The organism is Shewanella sp. SG44-2 (genome assembly GCF_014164215.1).
GTDB classification, from domain to species: domain Bacteria; phylum Pseudomonadota; class Gammaproteobacteria; order Enterobacterales; family Shewanellaceae; genus Shewanella; species Shewanella frigidimarina.
Genome location: NZ_JACJEU010000024.1, coordinates 1 through 15,263 on the forward strand (window position 1 = coordinate 1; position 15,263 = coordinate 15,263).

Genomic DNA, 15,263 nt, shown 5'->3' on the forward strand with positions numbered 1-15,263 from the left:
CATAGAACCAAAGCGACTTACCTTTACAGGGGCTTTGGTTGATGGCGCTGCTTCAGTAGATACTGCCTCTGCTATTGTCGCCGCGACTTCTTTTACGACTTCAGGTTTAGCTTGACGCACAATTGCAGCAGGCTTAGCCATAGGCGCAGATGAATTGGCCGCAACCGTTTTATCTTGCTTGCTAGTTAACGCTGCAGCTTTTTCAGCTTCAACAACTGCGGTATTTGCCACAGTGGTTTGTTTAGCTTCAACATCAACCGTTGTTTTAACAACTTCTACTTCAGCTTTAGGTTCAGGGGCCTCAGGTGCTTTTACTGCTTGAGGTACTTCCTTTATTTCTACTGGCGTTTCAGTTTTTTCAACATTAACGGGTGCTGCATCAGCTTTGTTAACTTCAGCTTTAACCACTTCAACCGGCTTAGTAGCGGTTTCAGCAGCAGTGCTAACCGTTTCAGCAGGTTTAGTAACGGATTCAACAATAGCCTCAGTTACAGGAGCTTGTGCTTGAGTTCTAGCTTGCTCTGCGTCTAATTGCTTCTCTAACTCATCATTAGGTGTGAAAACAGCTGGTTGTGTAGAGCCTGTTTCATCATCACGACGACGACGTTGACCTGCTGCACGTAAGTGACGAGGACTACGACGACTACGACGTTGACCTTCACGGCCTTCAGCTTCGCTGTCTGTTGTAGCATCTTCAGCGCTCGAGCTTGACTCATCAGTTTCAGCTGCAACGTCAGTGCTAGCAACTACCGTTTCAGTGACAGTATCAACATCTGCTTGAGTTGTTTCTGCTTTTACTTCAACCACGGCAGTAGCGTCAGTTTCAACTGGAGCAGCAGTACTGGTAACATTTGCTACTTCAGTAACTGGATCAGTTGCTTGCTCTGTTTCATTTTCAGCTGGTGCTTCAACCGCCTGTTCAGTCTTCTCTTTACGAGGTTGACGACGACTGCGTGGCGCTCTCGTTTCTGATGTTTTATCTTCAGCTACTTTTGACTCTACCGCTTTAGGTTCTGATGTCATTACCTCAACTGATTGCTCAGTTGATTTATTATCATTAACATCGGTTGTTGGTAATGCTTCACTCTGTTCGTTTTCAATACGCACTTTACGACGTAAATTACGACGTTGGCGACGCTCACGAGCAGCTTCTTGTTTTGGAGATTTTTCTGTAGCGACTTTAACTTCGGCAACTTTAGCATCTGTTGCTTTGGTTTCATTGACAGCTAATGGCTTGTCAACTTTCTCAGTTTTCGGTTTGTTTTTGGCGTTGTCATCTTGAACTGTATTTCTGCTATTACGTTCATTACGCTTATTCTGAGAACGAGCTTCTGCGCCGTCTTTCGATTTGTCGCTGTCATTACGTTGACGGCGACTGTCATTGCGTTTGTCATTACGGTTAGCGCTGTCGTTACGAGTGTCATTACGACGGGTGTTACGACGAGTGTTAGTTTGAGTCGACTCTTTAGTAGATACTGCTGCTTTGGTCTCTTTAACCTCAGCTTCACTTCCAGAAAATAAAGCGCTAATGGCAGAGATCATTCGAGTGAATAAACTTGGCTGATTAGACGTTGCCACAGGAGCGACATTTACTGTATCTTCAGCTGCTTTTTGTGGCGCTGCGAAGCCTTTTAATGCAGGTTCAGGAGATGCTGCACGCTCAAGCTTGCGAGGCTCATACAATTTTGCGACAGGCTGTTCTACTCGCTTATAGCTAGATTCACTGACTTCATCATCACTCTTACGACGCACTACACGGTAATCTGGTGTTTGCATGTGTGCATCTGGAATGATGTACACTTCAACTTGGTGGCGCTCTTCTGTAATACGAATCGCTTTACGTTTTTCGTTTAGTAAGAACGCAGCAACATCAACAGGCACAATCGCTTCGATTTGTGTGGTGTTTTCTTTAATGGCTTCTTCTTCCATTAATCGTAAAATCGACAATGCTAAAGATTCGGTACTACGAATAGTGCCTTGACCATGACAACGAGGGCACAAATGAGCGGCAGACTCTTCTAGCGATGGACGTAGACGCTGACGCGACATTTCCATCAAACCAAATCGAGAAATACGACCTAATTGCACACGAGCACGGTCATGATGTACTGCATCACGTAAACGATTTTCAACTTCACGCTGATGACGAACAGGTGTCATATCGATAAAGTCGATAACCACTAAACCACCTAAATCACGAAGACGTAATTGACGAGCAATTTCATCAGCAGCTTCAAGGTTAGTGTTTAGTGCAGTTTCTTCAATGTCGCCGCCTTTAGTTGCACGGGCTGAGTTGATATCGATAGACGTTAATGCTTCTGTTGGGTCAATTACAATTGATCCACCTGAAGGTAAACGCACTTCGCGTTGGAACGCTGACTCAATTTGAGACTCTATTTGGAAGTGAGTAAACAGTGGTACTTCTGAGTCATATAGCTTTACACGTTCAACAAAATCAGGACGCACTAAACCAATATGCAATTTAGCTTCTTCGAAAATACGTGGGTGATCGATAAGGATTTCGCCTACATCACGACGTAAATAGTCACGAATAGCGCGAACAATCACGTTACTTTCTTGGTGGATTAAGAATGGTGCAGCTTTACTTTGAGCCGCTTCTTGAATAGCATCCCAATGATGTTGTAGTACTTTTAAGTCCCACTTTAGCTCTGTTGATTCTTTGCCAACACCAGCAGTACGCACAATCAAGCCCATACCATTAGGTACTTCTAACTCAGCCATTGCTTCTTTTAGTTCTGTACGTTCATCACCTTCGATACGACGAGAAATACCGCCAGCACGAGGGTTATTTGGCATTAAGACTAAATAAGATCCAGCAAGACTAATAAAAGTAGTTAGTGCAGCGCCTTTGTTGCCTCGTTCTTCTTTATCTATCTGAACGATGACCTCTTGGCCTTCTTGTAACACTTCTTTAATGTTTGGACGGCCTTGGAATGAATAACCTTTTGGGAAGTATTCGCGACCAATTTCTTTGAGAGGTAAAAAACCGTGACGGTCTGCACCGTAATCAACAAATGCAGCTTCAAGTGACGGTTCTACTCGAGTGATTTTACCTTTATAGATATTTGATTTTTTCTGTTCGTGACCAGGACTTTCAATGTCTAAATCATACAGTTCTTGCCCATCTACTAGGGCTACGCGCAACTCTTCTGATTGAGTTGCATTAATTAACATACGTTTCATGATGACGTGATTCTTCTAAATGAGGTCATCAAACAACACGATTTTTCTGCATTACGGGCCTGAATTAATCGGTATAACCTCACGGCTAGATCCAGGCAATTAGGTGCTCATTACTGTAAAACGCAATCACTGCGTGTCGCATCCTATTTATGGCTTATTTTCTAATGTTTACAAAAACAAGGAATTGGTTGACTAGCAACCAACCCCATAAATTATGGTATTTTAATCCGTTAATGCCCAAGTCGAATCGGTTTGTTTGATAACAAGCTAAAATGTTGTTCGAATTTGGGGCGATTTACTACAGTTAAATTGAAATCTTTATTCAAAACTTACGGTTTAATTGCACAAACGGTTTTTGTCGTTTTTTAATTAATACAATTTGCAAATCAATGAGTTGCTACCGATTAGGTTCATTTTTCTAACTGCTAGTGTTTCGCATTTGGTGAAAGTTGTGAACACTTTATCCACTGTTTACTCTCAACCTGTGGGCAAATATAGCAACAAACGTTATTTTCAGCAATCAAAAGCCCATATTCTTTCATGTATTTATTTCAAGTCTGATGCAGCAATAGCCAATCATTTACAAGATAAGGTACACTATTGGGGTTACCACTATATGGCGCATCATGAATACTGAAACTACCCCCCAAGTTGAATACGTGACTATCGACGAAGATCATTTTGAACAACGAATCGATAATTTTTTGCTAACTAAATTAAAAGGTGTTCCTAAAAGCATGATCTATCGGATTGTGCGTAAAGGGGAAGTGCGGGTAAATAAAAAACGCATCAAGCCTGAATACAAATTACAAATTGGTGACATCGTAAGGGTACCGCCTGTTCGTGTTGCCGAAAAAGACAATCGTAAGGCACCATCTCCTAATTTATCCAGAGTGTCACAGCTTGAAGATCGTATTATCCATGAAGATAATCATCTTATTGTGTTAAACAAGCCTGCTGGTATTGCTGTACACGGTGGCAGCGGTGTTGATTATGGTGTGATTGAAGGATTACGTTCACTGCGACCACAGCAAAAATTTTTAGAGTTAGTACATCGATTAGATAAAGATACTTCCGGTGTACTGCTTGTGGCTAAGAAGCGTAGTGCGCTAAAGCATTTACATGAGCAATTACGCAGCAAAACCATGCAAAAAGATTATTTAGCCTTGGTGCGTGGTGAATGGCAGGCAAGTGATAAAGTGGTTAAAGCACCGCTATTAAAAATTACCTTAAAGTCGGGCGAGCGAATCGTGCGGGTTAATAAAGAGGGTAAAGAGTCAGAAACTCGCTATAAGATCATGCAACGTTATCAAGGCTGTACTTTAGTGAAGGCGAGTCCTGTTACAGGGCGAACCCATCAAATACGAGTACATTGTCAGTATGCTGGCCATGCAATTGCTTGCGATGATAAATACAGCGAACAGCAATTTGACGATAGCATGCGTGCTTTAGGATTAGACCGTCTATTTTTACATGCGGCTGAACTTAAATTCACTCATCCAGAAAATGATGAAATCATGCAAGTTAAAGCGCCTTTAGACCCTGTGTTATTGAGTACTCTTGATAAATTGAAAAGAGTATAACACCCACAGATATGTGCAAATGAATTAGGGCATAATATTGAACATTAAAGATAAAGCTTATGAACTGGTCATTTTCGATTGGGATGGCACCCTAATGGATACCGTAGGTAAAATAGTGTCTTGTATGCAACATGTAGCACAAGAATTAATGTTACCTATACCCACTGAACAACAAATTAGAGATGTCATCGGTTTATCTTTACCTAAAATCATGCCGATTTTATTTGCTGGTTATCAAAACCATCAACAGATTATTGATTGCTATCGACGTCATCATGTTGCCAATGAGCAACCTACACCTCTGTTTGAGGGTGTAGAGTCGCTCATTATTAATCTACATGCGGCTGGTTATCAATTAGCTGTTGCGACCGGTAAAGGACGAGATGGCCTAGATAAGGTATTAGCATTAACAGGCTTAGGGCAGTATTTTCATGCGACACGTTGTGCAGATGATGCTAAAAGTAAACCGCACCCTGAGATGCTGCATTCATTATTGAGTCATTTTAATGTCGCTGCCGACAGAGCCATTATGATTGGAGATTCCATTCATGATTTAACGATGGCCAATAATGCTGGTATGGCGAGTATTGGTGTCAGTTATGGTGCGCATAATGAAGCTAGATTGAAAACGTTAAACCCACGTGCGATTGTCGACCAGCCTCTGGCGATACATGACTACCTTTAATTTTTCTGGATGATGCTTTGCCAGAGACGTAATACAGCGTCGAATCATAAGTGTTCGACGCTGTAAAACATAAGCCTTTATATGCTGCTTAGTTTATCTCGGTGTTAAACCTCTTATCGTCCCCATATCAAGCGCAAACGTTATTACCTTAACGAATGCACCCTTATTAGATTTGGTATCAATATTAATTGATTGAGCATTCTGGTGCTTGGCTGAGAATATCGACACCGTGCTGTGAGAGTAAATCAATAAGTTTAATTAATGGTAGTCCAATTAAGCTATTTGGATCGTCACCTTCTAAACGATTAAATAAGGCAATACCTAATCCTTCGCATTTAAAACTCCCAGCACAATATAACGGCTGCTCAGCATCCACGTAATAGCGAATTTGCGCAGTAGATAAGTGTTTAAAATGAACCGTAAACGGTTCGACACAAGATATCATTTGCTGATTGGCATTATTGAATACAGCAAGACCAGTATAAAAAGTAATAGATTGACCAGATGCCGAGCTTAATTGAGCTATCGCATTGTCTACAGTATAAGGTTTACCGATAATCTTACCGTTAATCAACGCGACTTGGTCTGAACCAATTATTATTTGCGGTACCGATGTTTCATCAATTAAATTCGCTCCAGCTAATGCTTTTTGCTCTGCTAAGCGTTTAACCAATGCTAACGCTGTCTCATCTTTTATTGGCGTTTCATCAATATCTGGGTTAACACAAGTAAAAGGCAGCATTAATTTTTGCAATAGCTGCTGGCGAAAAGGTGAGGTTGAAGCAAGTACAAGATTGAATTTCATTGGTTTTGTTTCATTATTGAGTGGCTAATAACAGAATATTAGTCAGTTTACTGTATTCATCTATGCAAATGGATCATTTTTCTCGAGTAATGCTTGTGTGATGGGGTTTGGTTCGGTAAAATTTGCCAACTTTCAAATTCAATGCCGGATTTAAAGAGTACCTAAAGTTCCTAGTTAGGTGAGATTACCGTATTTTACGGAAATTTTCTTTGACTCCAGCGTTTTCAAACTATAATATGCGCGCCTTATGCAAACAGTAAAGATACCGGTTTCAATTGATCCTATACGCGCTGCTTCAAGTGGCCTTCGATACGAAGGTATCATTTTAGGTAAGCAACTAAAGCGATTAAGCGAGTTATGTGCCGGCGACTGTTCCGACGTAGTTGTGTCGTTGGAATGTGGCGTCGATTTACAGGGGATAGTCTACCTTCGCGGGAAGGCTGTGACGGAGCTCACTCTGCTATGTCAACGTTGCATGACACAATTTACTACCGAGGTTACGGTCGACTTTTGTTTTAGTCCTTGTAAGACTGAGGCAGAAATCGATGAGCTCCCGGATGCGTATGATCCAATTGAGTGTAATGAGATTGGTGAAGTACGTCTGCATCAATTGATTGAAGATGAATTGATAGTCGCTATGCCTATCATCCCGATGCACGATGATAATAGTTGTAAGTCTGGATCGAAAGATATAGTTGTAGGCGAGATCGAACCCGCTCATGAGGAGCGTCCAAATCCGTTTGCAGTGTTAGAAAAACTGAAGAGCAAGTAATCGTAGGAGACAGGTCCAATGGCTGTACAACAGAATAAAAAGTCACGTTCAAAGCGCGGCATGCGTCGTTCACATGATTCATTGAGCACTGCTCAATTATCAGTAGACGCTACTAGCGGTGAATTACATCTACGTCACAACGTGACTGCTGATGGTTTTTACCGCGGTAAAAAGGTTATCAACAAGTAATTTGTTGATTATCTGATGACAAATCTGACGCTTGCGTTAGATGCGATGGGGGGCGATCACGGTCCCCACGTGACAGTGCCTGCAGCGATGCAGGCACTGAAATTTCATACCTCTTTAAATATTATTTTGGTTGGCGATAAAACCGAAATAGAAAAATACCTCCCCCAAGCTCATTCAGCTGATTTATCCAGAATTGAAATAATCCACACCACTGAAGTCGTGACAATGTGCGATAGGCCCATTCATGCTTTGCGTTCACGTAAAAACAGTTCTATGAGAATAGCGCTTGAACTTGTGCGTGACGGAAAAGCGGAAGCCTGCGTTAGTGCTGGTAATACTGGTGCGTTGATGGCAATGGCTAAGGTGTTATTAAAAACATTGCCGGGTATTGATAGACCCGCTCTTGTTTCTTGCTTACCAGCAATGACGGGCAAGCCAGTTTATCTGCTGGATTTAGGGGCCAATGTATCTTGTGATTCTGAGACCTTATTCCAGTTTGCCATTATGGGATCTGTCTTATGTGAAGCCGTCCATAAGAAATCTCGCCCGAAAGTCGCTTTGCTTAATGTGGGTATTGAAGCCATTAAGGGGAACGATCAGGTTCAACAGGCCGGACAAATTTTACAGCACACCGAACAAGTTAATTATATTGGCTTTGTCGAAGGTGATGAGATTTACACTGGTAATGTGGATGTGATTGTTTGTGATGGCTTTGTCGGTAATATCACCTTAAAGACTTCTGAAGGCATTGCAAAACTTTTAGTACATCAATTAAAACGCGGCTTAAATGACGGTTTTTTTGTTCGTTTACTCTCCAAACTCATCGCTCCACGCATACAAGCTGTTCTTAGTAAGATGAACCCCGACCACTATAACGGTGCAAGTCTGATAGGATTGCGCGGAATAGTAGTAAAGAGTCATGGTAACGCGGATGAAGCTGCATTTTTACAAGCATTAAATTTAGCAGCAACAGAAGCAAAACGTCGTCTTCCTGAAATGATTAAAGATCGTTTGGAGTCGATTCTTTTAGACATCAATAGCTGATCTCATATATGCACACAAAAATTCTCGGAACAGGTAGCTATCTACCTGTGCAAGTTCGTAGCAATCAAGATCTCGAAAAAATGGTTGAAACCAGTGACCAATGGATTGTTGACCGAACCGGTATTTCTGAGCGGCGCATTGCTGCATCAGACGAATCGGTTTCAACAATGGGTTATCAAGCGGCACTAAAAGCGCTTGAAATGGCAGGAATCGAAGCTAGCGATCTCGATATGATTGTTTGTGGAACCACCAGTGCATCAAACGCATTTCCTGCAGCTGCATGCGAAATTCAGGCCCTTTTAGGCGTCAAAAATATTCCTGCCTTTGATATTGCTGCCGCGTGTTCTGGATTTATCTATGCTTTATCGGTCGCGGATCAATTTGTAAAAACAGGTTCTGCTAAAAAAGTACTGGTTATAGGTTCTGACGTATTGTCACGGATGTGCGATCCTGCTGATCGCTCTACCGTCATTTTATTTGGCGATGGCGCCGGCGCAGCGATTATTGGCGTTAGTGATACACCTGGTATCATTGCTACGCATATCTATGCAGATGGCAGCCAAGGGGATTTATTAAAATGTTCTTTCCCTCCTCGTGCTAACGAAAGTTCTGAAGCTGTTGGCTTTATGACCATGAAAGGCAACGATGTTTTTAAAGTTGCAGTTACCCAGCTGTCTAATGTGGTCACTGAAACCTTGCGTCTTAATAATGTCGATAAATCAGAAATTGACTGGCTAGTGCCGCATCAAGCTAATTTCCGCATTATTAATGCCACGGCTAAAAAGTTGCACATGAGTCTAGATAAAGTCGTGCTGACTTTAGCGAGACACGGTAATACTTCTGCCGCATCGGTGCCTATCGCATTAGATGAAGCGGTGCGTGATGGTCGAATTCAGCGTGGACATTTATTACTACTCGAAGCATTTGGCGGTGGTTTTGCTTGGGGCAGTGCTTTAGTTCGTTTTTAATTTTCAAATTAATTTTATACAGGTAAGCGTTTATGGAAAATGTTGCTTTTGTATTTCCTGGCCAAGGTTCACAGGCCGTAGGAATGTTAGCTGAATTAGCTCAATCTAACGATGTTATCGGCAAAACCTTTGCCGAAGCGAGTGACGCGTTAGGTTATGATTTATGGGATCTTGTTGCCAATGGCCCAGCTGAAACCTTAAATGAAACAGATAAAACCCAACCAGCATTGCTCACTGCAAGCGTGGCTATTTGGCGTGCATATCAAGCATCTAACAAGACTATGCCTTCTTTATTAGCAGGCCACAGCCTTGGTGAATATTCTGCTTTAGTATGCGCCGGTGTGATTGAATTTACCGATGCCGTTAAATTAGTTGAGCTACGCGGGAAATTAATGCAACAAGCTGTACCAGCAGGTTCTGGTGCCATGTTTGCCATTATTGGTCTTGATGATGATGCTATTGCTAAAGCATGTGCAGAGTCTGCTGAAGGTAGCGTGGTAAGCCCTGTTAACTACAACAGCCCTGGGCAAGTCGTGATAGCCGGTGAGAAAGCGGCTGTTGAACGCGCAGCAGCAGCATGTAAAGCTGCTGGGGCCAAAATGACAGTAGCATTGCCTGTGAGTGTGCCATCACATTGTGCACTAATGAAGCCAGCCGCTGATGAACTCGCTAAAGCCTTAATTGAAGTGACATTCTCAGAGCCTACCATTAATGTTGTTAACAATGTTGATGTGGCCATGCCGACGGATTCACAGGCAATTAAAGATGCATTAGTGCGTCAGTTATATTGCCCAGTGCGTTGGAGTGAGTCTGTTGAATTTATGGCGACACAAGGTGTTACAAAATTAATAGAGTGTGGACCGGGTAAAGTATTAACCGGTTTAACAAAAAGAATTAATAAATCGATATCCGCTCAAGCGGTCAATGATGCTGCTTCATTTGCTGCATTAGTCGAATAAAGGAGTTGATATGAGCTTTAGCATTAATTTAGACGGTAAAGTTGCCCTAGTAACAGGTGCTAGTCGTGGTATTGGGCGTGCGATTGCTGAATCATTAGTACAAGCTGGTGCGATGGTTATCGGTACTGCAACCAGTGAAAAAGGTGCTGCGGCGATTCAAGCATACTTAGGTGACAAAGGCTTTGGGATGGTGTTAAATGTCACTGATTCTCAATCTGTTGCTGATTTATATAGCCAGATCAAAGAAAAAGCAGGTGAAGTTGATATTCTTATCAACAATGCGGGTATTACCCGTGACAATTTATTAATGCGGATGAAAGATGATGAGTGGCAAGATATTATTGACACGAATTTGACATCCCTATTTAAATTGTCTAAACCAGTAATGCGATCTATGATGAAAAAACGTTTCGGACGTATTATCAGTATCGGTTCTGTAGTAGGTACAATGGGTAATGCTGGCCAAGTAAATTACTCGGCAGCTAAAGCTGGTTTGATCGGATTTACAAAATCTCTTGCAAGAGAGGTTGCATCTCGTCAAATAACAGTGAATGCTATTGCACCTGGATTTATCCAGACAGACATGACAGATGAGCTGACAGTTGAGCAGCAACAAGCTATTATGTCGCAAGTTCCGATGGAACGATTAGGGCAAGCACAAGAAATTGCCAATGCAGTATTGTTTTTGGCCTCGGATTCAGCCGCTTATATCACAGGCGAAACATTGCATGTGAATGGCGGTATGTACATGGTTTAAGGGCGATAGGTAGGCAACTACCTTCATTTGAGTCAGTGTTAGAGACAATTCAATGTTAATTTTTGTGGTTAGACCACAAAATCTAAGCTTGCATTGTTATCTAATTCGAATAAACTACTCGCAATCTTACGCAAGTGCGTAATTTGAATAGGAAAGAAAACTAATGAGCAACATCGAAGAACGTGTAAAGAAAATCATCATCGAACAACTTGGCGTTAAAGAAGAAGACGTTAAATCAGCTGCTTCTTTTGTAGACGATTTAGGCGCTGATTCTCTAGACACTGTTGAATTGGTTATGGCTCTAGAAGAAGAGTTTGATACCGAGATCCCTGACGAAGAAGCTGAAAAGATCACTACTGTTCAAGCAGCGATCGATTACGTTTCTAAGAATCAGTAATCAAGAATTCACAAAAACAGGCGGCATTTATGCCGCCTGTTTTTGTTTAAAGCATTTGTAAACGCTCGTTCCATTTTATTGCATTAGAACATCCCTCCTTATACTTCTTTAGCTAAATCGCAATAATGGCATCGTGGCAGATTTTATTTAAAGGTGAATATCATGTCTAAACGTCGTGTCGTCATCACAGGTCTTGGCCTAGTGACTCCTGTGGGTAATGATGTCGAGTCTACTTGGAATGCCTTATTGGCAGGTAAGAGTGGTATTGCTCCAATCACTAAGTTTGATGCTAGTGAATTTGGTACTCGTTTCAGTGGCTCTGTGAAAGATTTTGATGTCGAACAATACCTAACCAAAAAAGATGCTCGTAAAATGGATTTATTTATCCAATACGGCATGGCTGCAGGCATTCAAGCAGTAAAAGATTCAGGCTTAGATATGAGCCAAGAAAACCCAGCTCGTATAGGTACCGCTATTGGTGCTGGTATGGGGGGTATGTGGTTAATTGAACAAGGCCATTCTGCATTATTAAATGGTGGACCACGTAAAGTGTCACCCTTTTTTGTGCCAAGCACTATTATCAATATGATTGCCGGACACTTGTCGATTATGTATGGCATGACAGGTCCTAACTTTGCCGTGACTACAGCCTGCACTACAGGTGTTCACAATATTGGTTTTGCTGCACGAACCATTGCTTATGGTGATGCTGATGTGATGGTGGCCGGTGGCGCAGAAGATGTGACGAGCCCATTAGGTGTCGCAGGTTTTAGTGCCGCTAAAGCATTATCTACTCGTAATGACGATCCAACAGCAGCAAGCCGTCCTTGGGACAAAGACCGTGATGGCTTTGTCATTGGCGATGGCGCGGGTGTGATTGTGATGGAAGAGTACGAGCGTGCTAAAGCGCGTGGTGCAAAAATTTACGGTGAGTTAGTCGGTTTTGGCATGAGTGGTGATGCATTCCACATGACATCACCACCAAGTGATGGTGCAGGTGCTGCGGCTGCAATGGTTAATGCCATTAATGATGCACAGATCCAAAAAGAACAAGTGGGTTACATTAATGCTCATGGCACTTCAACCAATGCAGGCGATAAAGCTGAAGCTGCCGCGGTTAAATCGGTATTTGGACCACATGCTTATGATGTATTGGTGAGTTCGACTAAATCCATGACCGGACATTTATTAGGTGCAGCAGGCGCTGTTGAAGCCATTATTACTTTGCTTGCACTGCGTGACCAACACGTACCGCCAACAATCAACTTAGATAATCCAGATGAAGGGTGCGATTTAGATTTTGTTGCCCACACTTCACGTCGACATCAGTTTGACTATGCCTTATGTAATTCATTTGGCTTTGGTGGCACAAACGGTTCGTTACTGTTTAAGAAAATTTAATCGAGTTAATGCCAATAAGGGAAGATGAAAATCTTCCCTTTTTTATTTGTTTTTTTGTCACATTAGTATTTATCAATTCCCGTTAAATGATGATTTAGCGTAGACTGATAAGTAATGAAACTTATTTAATAGGATCTATTATGGCCGGTAAAGATAGACAACTTACATTACGTTTTCTGGCAGAACCTGCAGATGTCAATTTTGGCGGTAAGGTTCACGGCGGTGCAGTAATGAAATGGATCGATTTAGCCGCTTATGCAGCAGCAGCAGGCTGGAGCGGTAAATATTGTATTACTGTTTATGCTGGCGGCATTCGATTTGTTAAGCCTATCCATGTGGGTAATATTGTTGAAGTGACTGGCAAAGTTATTTATACCGGTACAACGTCTATGCACATTGCCATTGATGTAAAAGCAGGCGATCCTAAAGAATCTGAACGTCATCTGACAACCCACTGTATTGTTATTATGGTAGCAGTAGACGATGAAGGACATCCGACATCGGTTCCTGAGTGGATACCAGCCACCGCTGATGATGTTCGCTTACGTGATAGTGCATTGAGATTGATGGATATGCGTAAACGTATCGGTGCCGAAATGGAAGCTCACGTTAAACCTTCAGTTGAATAAATAAGGGGAAATCATGGCCAAGGTAGCATTTATTGGTTTAGGCGTTATGGGGTTCCCGATGGCGGGACATTTGGTTAAACAGGGTCACGACGTTACTGTTTATAACCGTACCGGGGCTAAAGCGACTCAGTGGGTTGAACAATATGGTGGTAAGAAGGCTGATACACCAAAAGATGCCGCCCAAGGCCAAGACATTGTTTTTACCTGTGTGGGTAATGATGATGACCTACGTCAAGTAGTATTAGGTGAACATGGGATTGTGCATGGTATGCATGCTGGTGCTATTTTAGTTGACCATACTACCGCTTCAGCAGATGTTGCACGTGAAATTGCCGCGTACATTGAGCCACTTAACATCGCATTCTTAGACGCGCCAGTTTCAGGTGGTCAAGCCGGTGCCGAAAATGGTGCGTTAACGGTGATGATGGGTGGTGACCAAGCTCATTTTGATACTGTTAAACCCGTCATATCGGCATACAGCCGCTGCGCTGAATTGTTAGGGCCAGTTGGGGCGGGGCAGTTGACTAAAATGGTTAACCAAATTTGTATTGCTGGTGTAGTGCAAGGCCTCGCAGAGGGACTTCATTTTGCTAAAAGTGCTGGTTTAGATGGCTTAAAAGTGATTGAAGTGATCAGCAAAGGCGCGGCACAAAGCTGGCAGATGGAAAATCGCTATAAAACGATGTGGCAAGGTCAATATGATTTTGGTTTTGCTATCGATTGGATGCGTAAAGATTTGGGTATTGCATTAGATGAAGCCCGTCGTAATGGTAGCCATTTACCGGTAGCCGCATTAGTTGATCAATTTTATTCTGAAGTTCAAGCAATGAAAGGTAATCGCTGGGATACTTCTAGTTTACTTGCTCGCTTAGAAAAGTCTCGCAGTTAATATAAACACTAAGTTGTTATATGTGTAAATGTAGCCGCAATATCGATTGGGGCTTTTTTATTGGCTATAAGCCAATACATTAGTCTTTGCTGTATTAGCTTATTTCTGGTCTTAAGATGATTTATTGACTAAAAACCATCGAGTTACATGATATAGCGCACATCTTCATCTAATTATCGCTGCTATTATTACTTAATCTAAATTAATTTTGCTTAAAGTGGATTGATTAACTACGTTTATATTGTCAGTTAATTTGAGATTGTTTATAAATCTTTGATAAACGGTTTATAAACAAAGTTGTTGAATAACCCTTAAGCAAAGTGTCGTGTTGCAGTGTGCTGATCCGCGTCAGATAAAAGAATGCGGACACACACTAAATTGGAGGAATGAATAGTGAGCAATAAACTACTAAGTGCATTGTTTGCGGCTGGTTTCGCGGTAATGATGATGTCTTCTGCATCATTTGCTGCTGATGAGACCCTCGCAGAGTTTCACGTTGAAATGGGTGGCTGTGAAAACTGTCACGCTGATGGTGAACCATCAAAAGATGGCGCTTATGAATTTGAACAATGTCAAAGTTGTCATGGTTCACTAGCTGAAATGGATGATAACCATAAGCCACATGATGGGTTACTTATGTGTGCTGATTGTCATGCGCCACATGAAGCAAAAGTAGGCGAAAAGCCAACATGTGATACATGCCACGATGATGGCCGTACTGCAAAATAAGTTATCTTAGATAGCTTGAAAATACCGACATAATGTCGGTATTTTTGTTTTTATTCCTCAAGAGTATACATCTCACTTTTATTTTTATACCTCTTTATAGGTATTTAAAGTCTTTTGATTTCAATTAGATGCGCTACATAACAGCGCAGTCAATGCACTTTTGTTGCGCAAATGTTGTAATCCTTTATTTATCTAAATATCCATTTCTATTATAAATCAGTGAGTTAATTTTCTGGCACAGCTTTCGCAGTA

The 15,263-nt window shown here is 41.8% G+C and carries 15 protein-coding genes; 13 read left to right on the forward strand and 2 right to left on the reverse strand.

Annotated elements, in window-relative coordinates:
• Positions 1-3,204, reverse strand: a 3,204-nt coding sequence (rne, locus tag H5181_RS15525) for a ribonuclease E (protein ID WP_259397062.1), incomplete at its 3' end; no start/stop codon positions are given.
• A 626-nt stretch (positions 3,205-3,830) separates the two neighbouring features.
• Between rne and rluC the strand changes: the two genes are divergently transcribed.
• Positions 3,831-4,787 (forward strand): 23S rRNA pseudouridine(955/2504/2580) synthase RluC, encoded by a 957-nt coding sequence (gene rluC / locus H5181_RS15530; protein ID WP_011636963.1) that lies wholly within the window; start codon positions 3,831-3,833, stop codon positions 4,785-4,787.
• 31 nt (positions 4,788-4,818) lie between these two features.
• Positions 4,819-5,472, forward strand: coding sequence for an HAD-IIIA family hydrolase (locus H5181_RS15535; RefSeq protein ID WP_310734287.1), 654 nt, complete (start codon positions 4,819-4,821; stop codon positions 5,470-5,472).
• A gap of 184 nt (positions 5,473-5,656) precedes the next feature.
• Here H5181_RS15535 and H5181_RS15540 read toward each other — a convergent pair whose 3' ends face one another.
• Positions 5,657-6,277, reverse strand: a complete 621-nt coding sequence (locus H5181_RS15540; RefSeq protein WP_182751466.1) for a nucleoside triphosphate pyrophosphatase — start codon at positions 6,275-6,277, stop codon at positions 5,657-5,659.
• Between the two features lie 247 nt (positions 6,278-6,524).
• Between H5181_RS15540 and yceD the strand changes: the two genes are divergently transcribed.
• The 11 genes from yceD (at position 6,525) to H5181_RS15595 (ending at position 15,011) form a co-directional block, all read left to right on the forward strand.
• On the forward strand, positions 6,525-7,049 hold the full coding sequence (yceD, locus tag H5181_RS15545) for a 23S rRNA accumulation protein YceD (RefSeq protein ID WP_011636966.1): 525 nt from the start codon (positions 6,525-6,527) through the stop codon (positions 7,047-7,049).
• An 18-nt stretch (positions 7,050-7,067) separates the two neighbouring features.
• On the forward strand, positions 7,068-7,238 hold the full coding sequence (gene rpmF, locus H5181_RS15550; protein ID WP_011636967.1) for a 50S ribosomal protein L32: 171 nt from the start codon (positions 7,068-7,070) through the stop codon (positions 7,236-7,238).
• Positions 7,239-7,253: 15 nt separating this feature from the next.
• Positions 7,254-8,282, forward strand: a complete 1,029-nt coding sequence (plsX, locus tag H5181_RS15555) for a phosphate acyltransferase PlsX (protein WP_011636968.1) — start codon at positions 7,254-7,256, stop codon at positions 8,280-8,282.
• An 8-nt stretch (positions 8,283-8,290) separates the two neighbouring features.
• Complete coding sequence (locus tag H5181_RS15560; RefSeq protein WP_011636969.1) at positions 8,291-9,250, forward strand: beta-ketoacyl-ACP synthase III; 960 nt, start codon at positions 8,291-8,293, stop codon at positions 9,248-9,250.
• A gap of 32 nt (positions 9,251-9,282) precedes the next feature.
• Positions 9,283-10,209, forward strand: coding sequence for an ACP S-malonyltransferase (gene fabD, locus H5181_RS15565; protein WP_011636970.1), 927 nt, complete (start codon positions 9,283-9,285; stop codon positions 10,207-10,209).
• Between the two features lie 10 nt (positions 10,210-10,219).
• Entirely contained in the window at positions 10,220-10,966 is a 747-nt protein-coding gene (gene fabG / locus H5181_RS15570) for a 3-oxoacyl-ACP reductase FabG (RefSeq protein WP_011636971.1), read from the forward strand.
• A 163-nt stretch (positions 10,967-11,129) separates the two neighbouring features.
• Entirely contained in the window at positions 11,130-11,363 is a 234-nt protein-coding gene (acpP, locus tag H5181_RS15575; protein WP_011496723.1) for an acyl carrier protein, read from the forward strand.
• Between the two features lie 162 nt (positions 11,364-11,525).
• Positions 11,526-12,764 carry a beta-ketoacyl-ACP synthase II gene (fabF, locus tag H5181_RS15580; RefSeq protein WP_011636972.1) on the forward strand — a complete coding sequence of 413 codons (1,239 nt, stop codon included), beginning with the start codon at positions 11,526-11,528 and terminating at the stop codon, positions 12,762-12,764.
• A gap of 140 nt (positions 12,765-12,904) precedes the next feature.
• Positions 12,905-13,393, forward strand: coding sequence for an acyl-CoA thioesterase (locus H5181_RS15585; protein ID WP_011636973.1), 489 nt, complete (start codon positions 12,905-12,907; stop codon positions 13,391-13,393).
• A gap of 13 nt (positions 13,394-13,406) precedes the next feature.
• A complete protein-coding gene (locus H5181_RS15590) occupies positions 13,407-14,282 on the forward strand; it encodes an NAD(P)-dependent oxidoreductase (protein ID WP_011636974.1) in 876 nt (291 codons plus the stop codon).
• A gap of 393 nt (positions 14,283-14,675) precedes the next feature.
• A complete protein-coding gene (locus H5181_RS15595; protein WP_011636975.1) occupies positions 14,676-15,011 on the forward strand; it encodes a tetraheme c-type cytochrome CctA in 336 nt (111 codons plus the stop codon).
• Positions 15,012-15,263: the final 252 nt, after the last annotated feature.